The organism is Pseudomonas bharatica CSV86, assembly GCF_000319305.2.
Taxonomy (GTDB): Bacteria; Pseudomonadota; Gammaproteobacteria; order Pseudomonadales; family Pseudomonadaceae; genus Aquipseudomonas; species Aquipseudomonas bharatica.
The window spans coordinates 456,536-472,696 of record NZ_AMWJ02000001.1 but is presented as its reverse complement, the minus strand read 5'-3'; the positions used below and the strand labels follow the sequence as shown (position 1 = coordinate 472,696).

Annotated in this window: 15 protein-coding genes and 1 pseudogene; 11 read left to right on the top strand and 5 right to left on the bottom strand. The window is 60.2% G+C overall.

What is annotated here, in order from left to right; genetic code table 11:
* Positions 1–253 precede the first annotated feature (253 nt).
* Both pyrC and rnt read left to right on the top strand, forming a co-directional pair.
* The gene (gene pyrC, locus CSV86_RS02170; protein ID WP_009395308.1) at positions 254–1,300 is read left to right on the top strand and encodes a dihydroorotase; all 1,047 of its coding nucleotides are present in this window, start codon (positions 254–256) and stop codon (positions 1,298–1,300) included.
* Positions 1,297–1,971 carry a ribonuclease T gene (gene rnt, locus CSV86_RS02165; protein WP_009395305.1) on the top strand — a complete coding sequence of 225 codons (675 nt, stop codon included), beginning with the start codon at positions 1,297–1,299 and terminating at the stop codon, positions 1,969–1,971. The genes pyrC and rnt overlap by 4 nt, the downstream gene beginning before the upstream one ends.
* 62 nt (positions 1,972–2,033) lie before the next feature.
* Here the strand turns inward: rnt and CSV86_RS02160 are convergent, their stop codons facing one another.
* Positions 2,034–2,636 (bottom strand): peroxiredoxin, encoded by a 603-nt coding sequence (locus CSV86_RS02160; RefSeq protein WP_009399747.1) that lies wholly within the window; start codon positions 2,634–2,636, stop codon positions 2,034–2,036.
* Positions 2,637–2,866: 230 nt separating this feature from the next.
* Here CSV86_RS02160 and CSV86_RS02155 point away from each other — a divergent pair, with 230 nt between their 5' ends.
* Both CSV86_RS02155 and bfr read left to right on the top strand, forming a co-directional pair.
* Positions 2,867–3,088, top strand: coding sequence for a bacterioferritin-associated ferredoxin (locus CSV86_RS02155; protein ID WP_009399750.1), 222 nt, complete (start codon positions 2,867–2,869; stop codon positions 3,086–3,088).
* Positions 3,089–3,296: 208 nt separating this feature from the next.
* Complete coding sequence (bfr, locus tag CSV86_RS02150; RefSeq protein ID WP_009399751.1) at positions 3,297–3,767, top strand: bacterioferritin; 471 nt, start codon at positions 3,297–3,299, stop codon at positions 3,765–3,767.
* A gap of 190 nt (positions 3,768–3,957) precedes the next feature.
* On the opposite strand, the gene grxD is transcribed toward bfr, so the two are convergent.
* Both grxD and CSV86_RS02140 read right to left on the bottom strand, forming a co-directional pair.
* Positions 3,958–4,293 carry a Grx4 family monothiol glutaredoxin gene (gene grxD / locus CSV86_RS02145; protein WP_009399752.1) on the bottom strand — a complete coding sequence of 112 codons (336 nt, stop codon included), beginning with the start codon at positions 4,291–4,293 and terminating at the stop codon, positions 3,958–3,960.
* 92 nt (positions 4,294–4,385) lie between these two features.
* A pseudogene (locus CSV86_RS02140) lies at positions 4,386–6,492 on the bottom strand (molybdopterin oxidoreductase family protein).
* A gap of 393 nt (positions 6,493–6,885) precedes the next feature.
* On the opposite strand from CSV86_RS02140, the gene argF reads away from it, so the two are divergent.
* Together argF and CSV86_RS02130 are read left to right on the top strand one after the other, a co-directional pair.
* A complete protein-coding gene (argF, locus tag CSV86_RS02135) occupies positions 6,886–7,806 on the top strand; it encodes an ornithine carbamoyltransferase (RefSeq protein WP_009399755.1) in 921 nt (306 codons plus the stop codon).
* Positions 7,803–8,909, top strand: a complete 1,107-nt coding sequence (locus CSV86_RS02130) for an ABC transporter ATP-binding protein (RefSeq protein WP_009399757.1) — start codon at positions 7,803–7,805, stop codon at positions 8,907–8,909. Before argF ends, CSV86_RS02130 begins: the two co-directional genes overlap by 4 nt.
* A gap of 133 nt (positions 8,910–9,042) precedes the next feature.
* On the opposite strand, the gene ybaK is transcribed toward CSV86_RS02130, so the two are convergent.
* Entirely contained in the window at positions 9,043–9,513 is a 471-nt protein-coding gene (gene ybaK / locus CSV86_RS02125) for a Cys-tRNA(Pro) deacylase (protein WP_009399764.1), read from the bottom strand.
* A gap of 301 nt (positions 9,514–9,814) precedes the next feature.
* Between ybaK and CSV86_RS02120 the strand changes: the two genes are divergently transcribed.
* Complete coding sequence (locus tag CSV86_RS02120) at positions 9,815–10,666, top strand: MIP/aquaporin family protein (protein ID WP_009399766.1); 852 nt, start codon at positions 9,815–9,817, stop codon at positions 10,664–10,666.
* Positions 10,667–10,711: 45 nt separating this feature from the next.
* On the top strand, positions 10,712–12,187 hold the full coding sequence (gene glpK / locus CSV86_RS02115; protein WP_170394313.1) for a glycerol kinase GlpK: 1,476 nt from the start codon (positions 10,712–10,714) through the stop codon (positions 12,185–12,187).
* Between the two features lie 134 nt (positions 12,188–12,321).
* Here glpK and CSV86_RS02110 read toward each other — a convergent pair whose 3' ends face one another.
* On the bottom strand, positions 12,322–12,636 hold the full coding sequence (locus CSV86_RS02110; protein ID WP_000349485.1) for an ArsR/SmtB family transcription factor: 315 nt from the start codon (positions 12,634–12,636) through the stop codon (positions 12,322–12,324).
* A gap of 141 nt (positions 12,637–12,777) precedes the next feature.
* Between CSV86_RS02110 and CSV86_RS02105 the strand changes: the two genes are divergently transcribed.
* The 3 genes from CSV86_RS02105 to CSV86_RS02095 all read left to right on the top strand — a co-directional run bounded on the left by CSV86_RS02105 (position 12,778) and on the right by CSV86_RS02095 (position 16,084).
* Positions 12,778–13,782 carry a permease gene (locus tag CSV86_RS02105; RefSeq protein WP_040363373.1) on the top strand — a complete coding sequence of 335 codons (1,005 nt, stop codon included), beginning with the start codon at positions 12,778–12,780 and terminating at the stop codon, positions 13,780–13,782.
* A 12-nt stretch (positions 13,783–13,794) separates the two neighbouring features.
* Positions 13,795–15,072: an ISL3 family transposase gene (locus tag CSV86_RS02100; protein WP_000610830.1), complete on the top strand. Its 1,278-nt coding sequence runs from the start codon at positions 13,795–13,797 to the stop codon at positions 15,070–15,072.
* A gap of 256 nt (positions 15,073–15,328) precedes the next feature.
* Positions 15,329–16,084, top strand: coding sequence for a DeoR/GlpR family transcriptional regulator (locus tag CSV86_RS02095; protein ID WP_009399774.1), 756 nt, complete (start codon positions 15,329–15,331; stop codon positions 16,082–16,084).
* Positions 16,085–16,161 lie beyond the last annotated feature (77 nt).

Here is a 16,161-nt window from a genome sequence, read left to right as displayed (position 1 = left end):
ATGAAGACTCAGGCGAAGGTGGAAACAGAAAATTGGCAGTAGAGTAGGCTGAAGAGGATCAATCAGATAATCCGCTGAGAAAGATTTTCTTCTTTACATCTTTGGCATTTTATCAACCAGAAATTCCGGATACCCAAAATTCCATCACTTACCAGCAGGCTATCGGACGCCTGCGGCAAAACTTGATAGCGAGTGCTCGGGGAAGGCTTTTCCGGTAGCATTCGCCCAGAGTTCGAACCGCCTGGAAACCCCAATGTCCGATCGCCTGACCCTCCTGCGTCCCGACGACTGGCACATCCATCTTCGCGATGGAGCCGTGCTGCCTCATACCGTCCGGGACGTGGCGCGCACCTTCGCCCGCGCCATCATCATGCCCAACCTGGTGCCGCCGGTGCGCAACGCCGACGAAGCCGGTGCCTATCGCCAGCGCATCCTCGATGCGCGCCCGGCGGGTAGCCCGTTCGAGCCGTTGATGGTCCTGTACCTCACCGACCGTACCCAACCGGAAGATATCCGTGCGGCCAAGGCCAGCGGTTTCGTCTACGCCGCCAAGCTGTATCCGGCCGGCGCGACCACCAACTCCGATTCCGGAGTCACCAGCATCGACAAGATCTTCCCGGCACTGGAAGCCATGGCCGAAGTCGGCATGCTCCTGCTGGTCCACGGTGAAGTGACCCGTGGCGAGATCGACGTGTTCGACCGCGAGAAGCTGTTCATCGACGAGCACCTGCGTCGTGTGGTCGAGCGTTTCCCGACCCTGAAAGTGGTGTTCGAACATATCACCACCGCCGAGGCCGCGCAGTTCGTCAAGGAAGCCCCGGCCAACGTCGGCGCGACCATCACCGCACAGCACCTGCTGTACAACCGCAACCACATGCTGGTCGGCGGTATCCGCCCGCACTTCTATTGCCTGCCGATCCTCAAGCGCAACACCCACCAGATCGCCCTTCTGGACGCGGCCACCAGCGGCAACCCGAAGTTCTTCCTCGGCACCGACTCGGCGCCCCACGCCCGTCATGCCAAGGAAGCGGCCTGCGGCTGCGCCGGTTGCTACACCGCCTTTGCTGCGATCGAGCTGTACGCCGAAGCGTTCGAGCAACGCAATGCCCTGGACAAGCTGGAAGGCTTCGCCAGCCTGCACGGCCCGGCATTCTATGGCCTGCCCGCCAACACCGAGACCATTACCCTGGTCCGCGAGGACTGGACCGCCCCGGACAGCCTGCCATTCGGCGACAACACCGTGGTTCCGCTGCGCGCCGGTGAGCAACTGCGCTGGCGCCTGCTGGAGGAAAGCAAGTGAGCGACGATCAGTTCGACGACGACCAGGAAGGTCTGGGCGGCGGTGGTTCGCGCCACCCGATGGCGCAGCGTTTCCGCGGCTATCTGCCGGTAGTGGTGGACGTCGAGACCGGTGGCTTCAATGCTGCCACCGACGCACTGCTGGAAATCGCCGCCGTCACCATCGGCATGGATGAAAAGGGCTTCCTGTTCCCGGAACACACCTATTTCTTCCGCGTCGAGCCGTTCGAGGGTGCCAACATCGAGCAGGCGGCCCTCGAGTTCACCGGAATCAAGCTCGACCATCCCCTGCGCATGGCAGTCAGCGAGGAATCGGCACTGACCGATATCTTCCGCGGCGTGCGCAAGGCGCTGAAGGCCAACGGCTGCAAACGGGCGATCCTGGTCGGCCACAACAGCAGCTTCGACCTCGGGTTCCTGAACGCCGCAGTGGCGCGCAACGATCTCAAGCGCAATCCGTTCCACCCGTTCTCCAGCTTCGACACCGCCACCCTGGCCGGCCTCGCCTATGGCCAGACCGTGCTGGCGCGGGCCTGCCAGAGCGCAGACATCGACTTCGACGGCCGCGAGGCACATTCCGCCCGCTACGACACGGAGAAGACCGCCGAGCTGTTCTGCGGCATCGTCAACCGCTGGAAGGAAATGGGCGGCTGGCAAGATTTCCACGATTGAGTGGAATGTGCAGACACAAAAAACCGGCCGATGAAAGGCCGGTTTTTTTGTGTCTGGCGAAATTACAGCTTGCCAGCGTTCTCGCTCAGGTAGGCAGCAACGCCTTCTGGCGAAGCGGTCATGCCCTTGTCGCCTTTTTTCCAGTTGGCAGGGCAGACTTCGCCGTGCTCTTCATGGAATTGCAGGGCGTCGACCAGGCGCAGCAGTTCGTCCATGTTGCGGCCCAGCGGCAGGTCGTTGACGATCTGCGAGCGAACCACGCCATTGGTATCGATCAGGAAGGCGCCACGGAAGGCTACGCCACCTTCGGATTCAACGTCGTAGGCCTTGCAGATCTCGTGGGAGATGTCGGCGGCCAGGGTGTACTTGACCGGGCCGATACCGCCGTTGTTGACCGGGGTGTTGCGCCAGGCGTTGTGGGTGAAGTGCGAGTCGATCGAAACGCCGATGACTTCGACGTTGCGCGCCTGGAACTCAGGAATGCGGTGGTCCAGGGCGATCAGCTCGGACGGGCAGACGAAGGTGAAGTCCAGTGGGTAGAAGAACACCAGGCCGTACTTGCCCTTGATAGCGGAAGCCAGGTTGAAGCTGTCGACGATTTCGCCATTGCCCAGTACGGCGGCAACGGTGAAGTCCGGGGCTTTTTTGCCAACGAGCACGCTCATTCGATATCTCCTGATGGTGTTTGAAAACTGACTACGCAGAAGGTCGCAACCTTCTGACAGGGGTTGAGCATCATACACGGCCTCGGGCGGCACGCCGAGTCATGGCCAATGGACTGATCTCCTACCGGCGGTCGCTCTGCCCTGCATCTTTGAGAAAGAGTTTTGACAAGCATTCTCATTACCATTAGGCTTCACTGCATTCGAGCCTAACGCCTGATGGTCTTCTTTCTATGTATGTGTGTCTTTGTGTTGGTGTAACCGACGGACAGATCCGCGATGCGATCTATGAAGGATGCTGTAGCTACAAGGAAGTACGCGCCGCCACCAACGTGGCAAGCCAGTGCGGCAAATGCGCATGCGTTGCCAAGCAGGTGGTACGCGAGACCCTGACGGAAATCCAGGTCAGCCAGGCGGCCGCCCTGCCCTACCCGGTGGAATTCACCGCGGCGTGAAAATTTGTTTTTCCCCGTTTATAAAGAACCGGACCTCGTGTCCGGTTTTTTTATGCCCGAAATTCAATTAGTTAGCGTTAAAACGAGGAATACAAACATTCTTATTCCTATTAAATTTCACTTATTATTCAATAGCTTAGGTTTGACATGCATACCTGCCCGGCTCACACTCGCGGTTATTGGCACATAGACAGGGCGGGACCCCACCATGAAAGGCGACGTAAGCGTCATCCAGCATCTCAACAAGATCCTCGGAAACGAGCTGGTCGCGATCAACCAATACTTCCTGCATGCGCGCATGTATGAAGACTGGGGTCTGGATAAGCTCGGCAAGCACGAATACAAAGAATCCATCGACGAGATGAAGCACGCCGACAAGCTGATCAAGCGGATTCTTTTCCTCGAAGGCATCCCCAATGTCCAGGACCTGGGCAAGCTGCTCATCGGCGAGCACACGCGTGAGATGCTCGAATGCGACCTGAAGATCGAGCAGAAAGGCCTGATCGACCTGAAAGCCGCAATCGCCCACTGCGAAACCGTTGGCGACTTCGGCAGCCGTGAGCTGCTGGAAGACATCCTCGAATCCGAGGAAGAGCATATCGACTGGCTGGAAACCCAGTTGAGCCTGATCGACAAGGTCGGGCTGGAGAACTACCTGCAGTCGCAGATGGGTGAGTGAGCGGCTGCACGCTTTTTCTTGCCCATTCGTTGTGCTCATGCAGCCCTGTGGGAGCGGGTTCACCCGCGATTGCGTCGGGGAATTCACCACCGCAATCGCGGGTGAACCCGCTCCCACAAGGTATGTGGTGAACCGCCATTTGAAATGAAAAAGCCCCGCATTCGCGGGGCTTTTCGCTGTAGGCAGGCTATCAGGCTTCGGAAGCCTTGGCCTTGGCAGCTGCGTCCTTGATCAGGGTCTGCAGCTCACCCTTCTCGAACATCTCGGCCATGATGTCACTGCCGCCGACCAGCTCACCCGCCACCCACAGTTGCGGGAAGGTCGGCCAGTTGGCGTACTTCGGCAGGTTGGCGCGGATTTCCGGGTTCTGCAGGATGTCGACATAGGCGAACTTCTCGCCGCAACCCATCACGGCTTGCGCCGCTTTTGCCGAGAAACCGCACTGCGGCGCATTCGGCGAGCCTTTCATGTACAGCAGAATGGTGTTGTTAGCGATCTGCTCTTTGATTGTTTCGATGATATCCATGAAGCACCTCGGCTGGACTTTCCGACCTGGTTTGTCGGCACGGTGGCGCATTGTATCGGAAAGCCGTGCACGACGCTCGGCATTGCCGACGATCAAGCGGCAACCACTTCCACCGGCACGCCGTTGAGCACCGCGTTGCCCGAAAGCGCATCGATCAATCGATCATCCGTCAGGTCGTTGGCACTGGCACCGAGCTGGGTGCTGGCGATGTCGAGCAGCACTCCCGGACGGGCATGACCGAAACCATGGGGAAGACTGACCACCCGGGCATCATGTCGCTGCTGGCCATTACCTCCACCTCGATGCTGCCGACCCGCGAGGTTACCCGTACACGCTGACCATCCTGCAACTGACGTCCGGCGAGGTCCTGAGGGTGCATCAGCAATTGATGACGCGGCTTGCCTTTGACCAGACGATGGAAGTTGTGCATCCAGGAGTTGTTGCTGCGCACATGCCGACGTCCGATGAGCAGCAGTTGTGCAGCACTTGGCGGCTGTTGTGCGGCGAAGCGCTGAAGGTCGGCCAGCAGCGCAGCAGGCGCCGCTTCGATGGTCTTGCTCTCGGTCTTGAGCCGCGCCGCCAGGTTTGGCTGCAACGGCCCGAGATCGATGCCGTGGGGATGCTGGTCAAGGGTTTTCAACGACAGGTCGTATGGCGAGCCTTCACCATAACGCCCGCCACGCAGCCCCATGTCGATGATGTTCGCCGGGGGATGGTCGGTTTCAGCGGCTTGCCGGCGATACGCGCAAACGCCTCGGCCAGGCCGACGAAGATTTCCCAATCGTGCAACGCACCTTGCGGCTTGGGCAGGATGGCCCGGTTGAAGCGGGTGACGTTGCGCACCGCGAACAGGTTGAAGGTGGTGTCGTAGTGATCGTTTTCCAGTGCCGAGGTGGAGGGCAGGATGAGATCGGCATAACGCGTGGTCTCGTTGATATAGAGATCGACGCTGAGCATGAACTCCAGCCCGTCCAGCGCCTGCTCCAGTTGTCGGCCATTGGGCGTCGACAGCACCGGGTTGCCGGCCACCGTGACCAGGGCACGTACCTGCCCCTCGCCTTCGGTGAGCATTTCCTCGGCCAACGCCGCAACGGGCAACTCGCCGCCATATTCCGGCAATCCGGATACCCGGCTCTGCCAGACATTGAAATGCCCGCCGCCGGTGGATGCCACCAGGTCCACCGCAGGCTCGGTGCACAGCGCGCCGCCGACCCTGTCGAGATTGCCACTGACCAGATTGATCAGTTGCACCAGCCATTGGCACAGCGTGCCGAAGGCCTGGGTAGACACGCCCATGCGTCCGTAGCAGACCGCCTTGTCGGCCGCTGCGAAATCCCGCGCGAGCTGGCGTATCAGGCTCGCATCGATACCGCACAGCAGGCTCATCACTTCCGGGGTGAACGGTTGCAACGCCGCCCGCACCTCATCCAGGCCACTGACCGGCAGATGACTGGCACGGGCAAGCCCCTCTTCGAACAGCGTATTGAGCAGCCCGCAAAGCAACGCCGCATCACCGCCCGGACGAACGAACAGGTGCTGGTCGGCCATGGCCGCCGTCTCGCTGCGCCGCGGGTCGACGACCACCAGCTTGCCGCCGCGCCCTTGCAAGGCCTTCAGGCGTTTCTCGACATCCGGCACGGTCATGATGCTGCCATTGGACGCCAGCGGGTTGCCGCCGAGGATCAGCATGAAGTCGGTGTGGTCGATATCCGGGATGGGCAGCAGCAGGCCGTGGCCGTACATCAGGTAGCTGCTCAGGTGATGGGGCAACTGGTCGACGGAGGTCGCGGAAAAGCGGTTGCGGGTCTTCAGCAGGCCGAGAAAATAGTTGCTGTGGGTCATCAGCCCATAGTTGTGCACGCTGGGATTGCCCTGGTACACCGCCACGGCGTTCTGTCCGTGGCGCTGCTGGATCTCGTGAAGCTTGCGCGCAGCCAGCTCGAAGGCTTCGTCCCAAGGAATTGGAAGCCATTGCTCCCCAACCCGCACGACCGGGCCACGCAGGCGGTTGGGATCATTCTGGATATCCTGCAGGGCCACCGCCTTGGGGCAGATATGCCCACGGCTGAAGCTGTCCTGGGGATCGCCCTTGATCGAGGCGATGCGCGGCGCGCCGCTGTCGTCGGTGTCGAGTTCGAAGGTCAGGCCGCAGATGGCCTCGCACAGGTGACAGGCTCGGTGGTGCACGGTCTTGGTCATGGCCGCCTCTTGTTCTGGATCGGGGGGAGTGCCGTCCCCGACTATGGCCCCGGTCCTACCACGCCGCCAGCGATCTTCGCCCGGTGAATTCTCCGCCATCAGCCTGGACGATGGTCCCAGGAGGCCGACAAAGCCCCGTCCTTGCGTTGCAAAGTCCTTCCGGGGCAGTGTAAAAAGCTCCCTTGCTCTTGAAAAAGGAGCAGACAGACGGCACGCGTTGTATTCGACCAAGACCGTCGAGGCAGCCCCCACTTGGTAAGACGCGACATTTAATTATAGTATTGCGCCTTCCCCTATTTCGTCGCCCCGTGCGGCTTACGCCGCAGGTCTCATCCGTGTTTCCGAAAACCGGTATTGGCTGATCTGCGGTCTGTTGCAAAAAGGTAGTCAATGATGAGCGCTAGGCACTTTCTCTCCCTGATGGATTTCACCGCCGATGAACTGGTCAGTGTGATCCGCCGAGGGATCGAGCTGAAAGACCTGCGTAACCGCGGCGTACTCTTCGAGCCCCTGAAAAATCGCGTGCTGGGCATGATCTTCGAGAAGTCCTCGACGCGTACCCGGCTGTCCTTCGAGGCCGGCATGATCCAGCTTGGTGGCCAGGCGATCTTCCTCTCCCCGCGCGACACCCAGCTGGGCCGCGGCGAGCCGATCGGCGACTGCGCCATCGTCATGTCGCGCATGCTCGATGCCGTGATGATCCGCACCTTTGCCCACAGCACCCTGACCGAATTCGCCGCCAACTCCCGTGTGCCGGTGATCAACGGCCTGTCCGACGACCTGCACCCGTGCCAGTTGCTGGCCGACATGCAGACCTTCCTCGAGCATCGCGGCTCGATCCAGGGCAAGACCGTGGCCTGGATCGGCGACGGCAACAACATGTGCAACAGCTATATAGAAGCGGCCATCCAGTTCGACTTCCAACTGCGCGTCGCCTGCCCGGAAGGCTACGAGCCGGATCCGCGCTTCGTCGCCCAGGCCGGTGACCGCGTGCAGATCGTCCGCGATCCAAAAGACGCCGTGCGCGGCGCCCACCTGGTCAGCACCGACGTCTGGACCTCCATGGGCCAGGAAGACGAAACCGCCCGCCGCCTGGAGCATTTCGCGCCGTACCAGGTAACCCGCGAACTGCTCGACCTGGCCGCTGCCGACGTACTGTTCATGCACTGCCTGCCCGCCCACCGCGGCGAGGAGATCAGCATGGACGTACTCGACGATCCGCGTGCCGTTGCCTGGGACCAAGCGGAAAACCGCCTGCATGCCCAGAAGGCACTTCTCGAATTCCTTGTCGAACCGGCCTATCACCACGCATGAGTCAGCCTCTGTTGCTCAACCTGCGCAACCTCGCCTGCGGCTATGGCGAGGCGCGCATCGTCCAGAACCTCAACCTTCACCTCAATGCCGGCGACATCGGTTGCCTGCTGGGCTCCTCGGGGTGCGGCAAGACCACCACCCTGCGCGCCATCGCTGGCTTCGAGCCGGTGCATGACGGCGAGATCAGCCTGGCAGGCGAGGTAATTTCCAGGGCAGGGTTCACCCTGGCCCCGGAAAAGCGCCGGATCGGCATGGTATTCCAGGACTACGCCCTGTTTCCGCACCTGACCGTGGCGCAGAACGTCGCCTTCGGCATCGGCAAGCATCCGCGCCAGCAGGACGTGGTCAAGGAGATGCTGGAACTGGTCAAGCTCGGCGGCCTTGGCGGGCGCTACCCCCATGAACTGTCCGGCGGCCAGCAGCAACGGGTCGCCCTAGCTCGCGCCCTGGCGCCAGAGCCGCAGTTGCTGCTGCTCGACGAACCCTTCTCCAACCTCGACGTCGAACTGCGCCGGCGCCTCAGCCATGAGGTTCGCGACATCCTCAAGAGCCGCGGCACCAGCGCGATCCTGGTCACCCATGACCAGGAGGAGGCCTTTGCCGTCAGCGACCATGTCGGCGTGTTCAAGGAAGGCCGGCTGGAGCAATGGGATACGCCCTACAACCTTTATCACGAGCCGGCCACGCCGTTCGTGGCCAGCTTCATCGGCCAGGGTTACTTCATCCGCGGCCAGTTGCTCAGCCCGGAAACCGTACAGACCGAACTGGGTGAACTGCGTGGCAATCGCGCCTATACCCTGCCGGTGGGTAGCGCGGTGGATGTGCTGCTGCGGCCTGACGATATCGTGCATGCCCCAGGGAGCGCGCTGAACGCGCAGGTCATCGGCAAGAGTTTCCAGGGGGCTTCGACCCTGTACCGGCTGCAACTGGCTACCGGTACGCAACTGGAGGCGATTTTCCCGAGTCATCTGGACTATCAAATTAGCCAGGAGGTGGGGATCTCGGTGGCGGCGGATCACCTGGTGCTGTTTGCGGCGTCGGGCAGTGTCGAGGCCAGGCTGCCTGCCGGCGAGAACGGCGTTCGCCGGTACAGTTCAAGCTGACTGGTTCCTGTGGGAGCTGGCTTGTCGGACCGCCGCACCGCAGCGATGAGGCCGGCCTGAGCAATGATGTTGTCAGGTCTAACCAAATCGCTGGCAAGCCAGCTCCCACAGGGATAGCACAACGCTCACGCTTCTATTCTTTCCCGATCGCCGCAAACTTCCCTTGGGTATGCTCCGCCAGCACCCCCGCCGCCAGTTCCACTTCCAACCCCCGACGCCCGGCACTGACGTGGATGGTCGGAAAATCCTCTGCGGATTTGTCGATAAAAGTCCTCAGACGTTTCTTCTGACCCAGTGGGCTGATTCCCCCGACTAGGTAGCCGGTTGAACGCTGCGCCGCCGCCGGATCCGCCATTTCGCACTTCTTCGCCCCGGCAGCCTGTGCCAGCGCCTTCAGGTCCAGCGTCCCCACCACCGGTACCACCGCTACCAGCAATTCGCCCTTCTCGGTTGCCGCCAGCAGCGTCTTGAACACCTGCTGCGGATTCAAATTCAGCTTTTCAGCCGCCTCGAGGCCGTAGGAAGCGGCCTTGGGGTCGTGTTCGTAACTGTGAATGCGATGTTCGGCGCGCACCTTCTTCAACAGATCGAGAGCAGGGGTCATGCAAGGCTCCAACAGCGATGTTCGGTTTCGATTCGCTGGCTACTGTAGGACAAATCCCGACATACAACCATCGGCTTGTAGGACGAGGCCCGGACGACATGTGGGCCGCCAGTCAGTTTATGAATCATGGTTCGCTTTCGACCTTTGACATCAGCGTTTCTTGTCTATATTTTTTCGTTTCTGAATATAGCTGCCCTTATAAGGTGCATGTCCACCCCCGCCTGACCGGAAATGGGGATTTCCGCCGGGCTTTCCGTCGAGCGCTCACTGCGCCTCACAACAACAAGAACCGAGGTATCGAATGACGACTGCTCTACAACAACCGACGTTATCCAGCCAATGCCTGGCGGAATTCTTCGGCACCGCGCTGCTGATCTTCTTCGGCACCGGTTGCGTGGCCGCGCTCAAGGTCGCGGGTGCCAGCTTCGGCCTCTGGGAAATCAGCATCATCTGGGGGATCGGCGTAAGCATGGCGATCTACCTGACCGCCGGGATTTCCGGCGCGCACCTGAACCCGGCAGTGAGCATCGCCCTGTGCCTGTTCGCCGGTTTCGAAAAAGGCAAACTGCCCTTCTATATCCTCGCTCAGGTCGCCGGCGCCTTCTGCGGTGCGGCGCTCGTATACGCGCTTTACAGCAACCTGTTCTTCGATTACGAACAGACCCATGCCTTGGTCCGTGGCAGCCAGGCCAGCCTCGAGCTGGCCTCGGTGTTTTCCACCTACCCGCATCCGGCCCTGTCCACCGGCCAGGCCTTCCTCGTCGAAGTGGTGATCACCGCCATCCTCATGGCCGTGATCATGGCCCTGACCGACGACAACAATGGCCTGCCCCGCGGCCCGCTGGCCCCGCTGCTGATCGGCTTGCTGATCGCCGTGATCGGTAGCGCCATGGGCCCGCTGACCGGCTTCGCGATGAACCCGGCTCGTGATTTCGGGCCCAAGCTGATGACCTTCCTCGCCGGTTGGGGCGAAGTCGCCTTTACCGGCGGTCGCGAGATTCCCTACTTCCTCGTTCCGGTTTTCGCGCCGATCATGGGAGCCAGTCTTGGCGCCGCGCTGTACCGCGGCGTGTTCTCCCGCAGCCTGCCGAGCCCCGCTGCGGCCACCGCCGCGAGCGACGACACCGCTCAAGGCAAGACCCAGGCGTCCTGATCAGCGACCCCTGACTCCAACCCTATTCACTGCAAGGCCAACGACATGACCGACCTTCAGAACAAGAACTACATCATTGCCCTCGACCAGGGCACGACCAGTTCGCGGGCCATCATCTTCGACCGTGACGCCAACGTCGTCGGGACCTCCCAGCGCGAGTTCGCCCAGCACTATCCGCAAGCCGGCTGGGTCGAGCACGATCCGATGGAAATCTTCGCCACCCAGAGTGCGACCATGGTCGAGGCCTTGGCCCAGGCCGGCATCAGCCATGACCAGGTGGCTGCCATCGGTATCACCAACCAGCGCGAAACCACCGTGGTCTGGGACAAGGAAACCGGGCGCCCGGTGTACAACGCCATCGTCTGGCAGTGCCGGCGCAGCACCGAGATCTGCGAGCAGCTCAAGCGCGACGGCCTGCAGGACTACATCCGCGAAACCACCGGCCTGGTCACCGACCCGTACTTCTCCGGAACCAAGCTGAAGTGGATCCTCGACAACGTCGAGGGCGTGCGCGAGCGTGCCGAGCGCGGCGAGCTGCTGTTCGGTACCGTCGATACCTGGCTGATCTGGAAATTCTCCGGCGGCAAGGTGCATGTCACCGACTACACCAACGCCTCGCGGACCATGCTGTTCAACATCCATACCCTGCAATGGGACGAAAGGATGCTCGAAGTGCTGGGCATCCCGAAACAGATGCTGCCGCCGGTACGTCCCTCTTCGGAAATCTACGGCTATACCAAGAGCAACATCGCCATCGCCGGTATCGCCGGTGACCAGCAGGCCGCGCTGTTCGGCCAGATGTGCGTGGAGCCCGGCCAGGCCAAGAACACCTACGGTACTGGCTGCTTCCTGCTGATGAACACCGGCGAGAAGGCCGTGCAGTCGTCCCACGGCCTGTTGACCACCATCGCCTGCGGCCCGCGGGGCGAAGTGGCCTACGCGCTGGAAGGTGCAGTGTTCAACGGCGGCTCCACCGTGCAATGGCTGCGCGACGAACTCAAGATCGTCAACGACGCCCATGACACCGAGTACTTCGCCAGCAAGGTCAAGGACAGCAACGGCGTGTACCTGGTGCCGGCCTTCACCGGCCTTGGCGCGCCCTACTGGGATCCGTATGCGCGCGGCGCGCTGTTCGGCCTGACCCGCGGGGTCAAGGTCGATCACATCATCCGCGCCGCCCTGGAATCCATCGCCTACCAGACCCGCGACGTTCTCGATGCCATGCAGCAAGACTGCGGCCAGCGCCTCAGCGCCCTGCGCGTGGACGGTGGCGCGGTGGCCAACAACTTCCTGATGCAGTTCCAGGCAGACATTCTCGGCACCTGCGTCGAGCGTCCGCAAATGCGCGAAACCACTGCCCTGGGCGCCGCCTACCTGGCAGGCCTGGCCTGCGGTTTCTGGAGCGGCCTGGACGAGTTGCGCGGCAAGGCGCTGATCGAGCGGGAGTTCACCCCGCAACTGGACGAAGCTGCAAAAGAAGGGTATCCGGAATTTCTGGTTGATAAAATGCCAAAGATGTAAAGAAGAAAATCTTTCTCAGCGGATTATCTGATTGATCCTCTTCAGCCTACTCTACTGCCAATTTTCTGTTTCCACCTTCGCCTGAGTCTTCATAGCGATGCTGACTAGGGAGGACAGCGAGAGCTGGGCAAGCGTCAAAGCGGTTCTGGTTCATGCGCAATCCGGACACCTGCACAACATTCCTCTTGTAAGAAACCGATCAAATTCTCTAGGTGCCCATACTCGGGTATACAGACAATCGTGCGGCTATGTTTCTCCTGCCGGATCAGCCCTACCTTGGCCATGCGCGCAAGGTGATGTGATAGCGTCGAAGCAGGAATACCCAGCCCCTTCTGGATATCTCCGACCGAAGCCCCATCATGGCCAGCTTTGACCAGAAAGCGGAACACGGACAGTCGGTGACTATTCCCTAGCTCAGCTAAGCTGGCTGCAACCTTTTCGTGATCCATAGCACGCCCCAATAATTCGATGTTTCTAGAATTATAGTTGACAGGTCGGATAAACGCAAGTAGGCTGCGTACATCATTTCGACAATACTAGAAATATAGGAGTAATATTGAATGTCATCTCAACTCCAAGACGCTCTAGGCATGTTCGCCTTTCTCGCTATCGAGCTATCGGTTTTATTCATTGGCATTAGCTTGCTGGTCGGAGTTCTTCAACGTCACATCCCACCATCCAAGGTGGAAGCGTTACTGACTTCCAGTGGGAAGCGAGGCTATTTTCTTGCTGCTGGTTTAGGAGCTATAACGCCCTTCTGTAGTTGCTCGACTATCCCCATGTTGAAAGGGTTGATTCGGGCACGGGCCGGTTTTGGGCCGATGATGGTGTTTCTTTTCTCATCTCCGTTGCTGAATCCTATCGTCGTCGGCCTGCTGGTTGCCACGTTTGGATGGACACTTACTGCTATCTATGTGCTCGCCGCTTTGGTGGTCGCGGTAGGTGCCGGATGGCTGCTTCACACGCTTGGCTTCGAGCGTTATGTGCGCCGGACGGCGACACAAGAGAGCAGTGGATGTAGTTCATCAGCAAGCCCGTGCAGTGCTACATCGACCGCATCGAGTTGCGGCACCAACAGCTGCGACACCACTCCGAAGACGGCTTCTTGCGGGGCTGATAGGAAGACAACAGTCTCTACGTCTAGCGAATGCTGTGACAGTCAACCCACTGTCACGGTTAAGAAAGAAGGGAAGTACAGTGGTGTGTGGCGGGAAGCTTGGTCGGACTTTATCGATGTGTTGCCTTACCTGCTCATCGGTATTGCGATTGGCAGCGTGATCTATGGTTTCATGCCCACTGACTTATTGGAGCAGTATGCAGGCCCAGATAATCCCTTTGCCATTCCAGTTGCCGCTGTCATCGGCGTGCCGTTGTATATTCGCGCTGAAGCCGTCATACCTCTGGCAGCGGCTCTGATGGCCAAAGGCGTGGGTGCCGGGACGGTGCTAGCGTTGATCATCGGCAGTGCCGGAGCCAGCCTGACTGAGCTCATTCTGTTGCGCTCTTTGTTCACGCTGAAGCTTTTAGCGGCGTTTTTAGCAGTCATTTTTGCTATGGCGATGATTGCCGGTTACGCCACCTACCTGTTTTTCTGATCAAGGCGGGAGATGATTAATTCGTTAAGCCTTCCTGGGTACCAGTTGGTGGATTCTGATGAGCAGAATGAAGACATACATTTTCGGCTTGAAGCACCTACACCAGTAGCCTGCGAGGGGTGCGGCGTGCAGGGTGAGTTCGTGCGGTTCGGCAAGCGTGACGTTCCCTATCGTGATCTGCCCATCCACGGCAAGCGGGTCACTCTCTGGGTGGTCCGCCGCCGATACACCTGCCGGGCCTGCAAGACAACATTCAGGCCCCAGCTACCGGAGATGGTGGACGGATTCCGTATGACACTGCGGCTGCATGAGTACGTGGAGAAGGAATCCTTCAACCACCCCTACACCTTTGTGGCGGCACAGACCGGCCTGGACGAGAAGACGGTGCGCGACATCTTCAACGCCCGCGCCGAGTTCCTGGGGCGCTGGCACCGCTTCGAGACGCCCCGCATCCTGGGCATTGACGAGCTATACCTGAACAAGCGCTACCGCTGCATTCTGACCAACATTGAGGAGCGAACCCTGCTCGACCTGCTGGCCACCCGCCGCCAGGACGTGGTGACCAACTACCTGATGAAGCTGAAAGACCGGCAGAAGGTCGAGATCGTCAGCATGGACATGTGGAACCCCTACCGGGCAGCGGTCAAGGCTGTGCTGCCCCAGGCCCGTATCGTGGTCGATAAGTTCCATGTGGTGCGCATGGCCAACGATGCCCTAGAGAGAGTGCGCAAGGGCCTCAGAAAGGAGCTGAAACCGTCCCAGAGCCGGACTCTCAAGGGAGACCGGAAAATCCTGCTGAAACGCGCTCACGAAGTCTCAGACCGGGAGCGCCTCATCATGGAGACCTGGACAGGCGCGTTCCCGCAACTGCTGGCCGCCTACGAGCACAAGGAGCGCTTCTACGGCATCTGGGACGCCACCACACGGCTCCAGGCAGAAGCCGCCCTGGACGAGTGGATAGCCACCATCCCGAAGGGCCAAAAGGAAGTCTGGAGCGATCTGGTCAGGGCAGTGGGAAACTGGCGCGAAGAGACCATGACCTACTTCGAGACGGACATGCCCGTCACCAACGCTTACACGGAGTCCATCAACCGACTGGCCAAGGACAAGAACCGTGAAGGGCGCGGTTACTCCTTCGAGGTGATGCGGGCACGAATGCTCTACACCACGAAGCACAAGAAGAAGGCACCGACTGCGAAGGTCTCTCCTTTCTACAAGAAAACCATCGGTTACGGACTGCCGGACTTCGCAGAGGAACTCAACTACGGAGTCGATCTATCAACCATCTGATAATGGTATCAGGTTGGTGGGGTAAAGGTGCCCCATCAACCATTAAATCCGTATACCCCAAAAGAAAAGCTCTACCGCGGCTGGCTCAAGGCAGTCGATCGTACCCGTGACTGGGAACCGCACGAGGAATAACGTTTCAGCACTGCGGCGCAGTTCCGACTGCGCTGCAAGCCACGCCGAGGCCGCCTTCAGGCTGGTCCCCGGCACCTTCCTCCGGCATCATTGCAGAATTTTTCGGCTGCCCCAAAGGACGCCCATGAATCTGCCTCCACGCCAACAGCAAATTCTCGAACTGGTCCGTGAACGCGGCTACGTCAGCATCGAGGAAATGGCGCAGTTGTTCGTCGTCACTCCGCAAACCATCCGCCGCGATATCAACCAGTTGGCGGAGGTCAATCTGCTACGCCGTTATCACGGTGGCGCGGCCTACGACTCCAGTATCGAAAACACCGCCTATGCCATGCGTGCCGACCAGATGCGCGACGAGAAGCAGCGCATCGCCGAAGCCGTGGCGCGGCAGATTCCCGACCATGCCTCGCTGTTCATCAATATCGGCACCACTACTGAATCCATCGCCCGTGCGCTGCTCAACCACAGCCACCTGAAGATCATCACCAACAACCTGCATGTAGCGTCGATCCTCAGCGCCAAGGACGATTTCGAGGTGCAACTGGCCGGCGGCAACGTGCGCCGCGACGGTGGCGTGGTCGGCCAGGCCAGTGTCGATTTCATCAATCAGTTCAAGGTGGACTTCGCCCTGGTCGGCATCAGCGGCATCGACGAGGACGGCAGCCTGCTGGACTTCGATTACCAGGAAGTACGCGTATCCCAGGCGATCATCGCCAACGCGCGCCAGGTAATCCTCGCTGCCGACTCCAGCAAGTTCGGGCGCAACGCCATGGTACGCCTGGGCCCGATCAGCCTGATCGACTGTCTGGTGACCGACCAGGCACCGGTCAGCGCCCTCACCCAGTTGCTCAACCAGCACAAGATCCGCCTCGAAGTCGTCTGATCCCGCCTCGATCCGCCACTGCACCCGGTGGCGGCGTCAATGTTCGAAATTTTTCACTTGTTTGTCATCCGATCAGT

Bases quoted from the DNA above. Each gene is read 5' to 3' on its own strand.
- pyrC (WP_009395308.1), top strand. From the start codon at position 254: ATGTCCGATCGCCTGACCCTCCTGCGTCCCGACGACTGGCACATCCAT.
- CSV86_RS02160 (WP_009399747.1), bottom strand. From the start codon at position 2,636: ATGAGCGTGCTCGTTGGCAAAAAAGCCCCGGACTTCACCGTTGCCGCC.
- CSV86_RS02155 (WP_009399750.1), top strand. From the start codon at position 2,867: ATGTATGTGTGTCTTTGTGTTGGTGTAACCGACGGACAGATCCGCGAT.
- bfr (WP_009399751.1), top strand. From the start codon at position 3,297: ATGAAAGGCGACGTAAGCGTCATCCAGCATCTCAACAAGATCCTCGGA.
- grxD (WP_009399752.1), bottom strand. From the start codon at position 4,293: ATGGATATCATCGAAACAATCAAAGAGCAGATCGCTAACAACACCATT.
- argF (WP_009399755.1), top strand. From the start codon at position 6,886: ATGAGCGCTAGGCACTTTCTCTCCCTGATGGATTTCACCGCCGATGAA.
- CSV86_RS02130 (WP_009399757.1), top strand. From the start codon at position 7,803: ATGAGTCAGCCTCTGTTGCTCAACCTGCGCAACCTCGCCTGCGGCTAT.
- ybaK (WP_009399764.1), bottom strand. From the start codon at position 9,513: ATGACCCCTGCTCTCGATCTGTTGAAGAAGGTGCGCGCCGAACATCGC.
- CSV86_RS02120 (WP_009399766.1), top strand. From the start codon at position 9,815: ATGACGACTGCTCTACAACAACCGACGTTATCCAGCCAATGCCTGGCG.
- glpK (WP_170394313.1), top strand. From the start codon at position 10,712: ATGACCGACCTTCAGAACAAGAACTACATCATTGCCCTCGACCAGGGC.
- CSV86_RS02110 (WP_000349485.1), bottom strand. From the start codon at position 12,636: ATGGATCACGAAAAGGTTGCAGCCAGCTTAGCTGAGCTAGGGAATAGT.
- CSV86_RS02105 (WP_040363373.1), top strand. From the start codon at position 12,778: ATGTTCGCCTTTCTCGCTATCGAGCTATCGGTTTTATTCATTGGCATT.
- CSV86_RS02100 (WP_000610830.1), top strand. From the start codon at position 13,795: ATGATTAATTCGTTAAGCCTTCCTGGGTACCAGTTGGTGGATTCTGAT.
- CSV86_RS02095 (WP_009399774.1), top strand. From the start codon at position 15,329: ATGAATCTGCCTCCACGCCAACAGCAAATTCTCGAACTGGTCCGTGAA.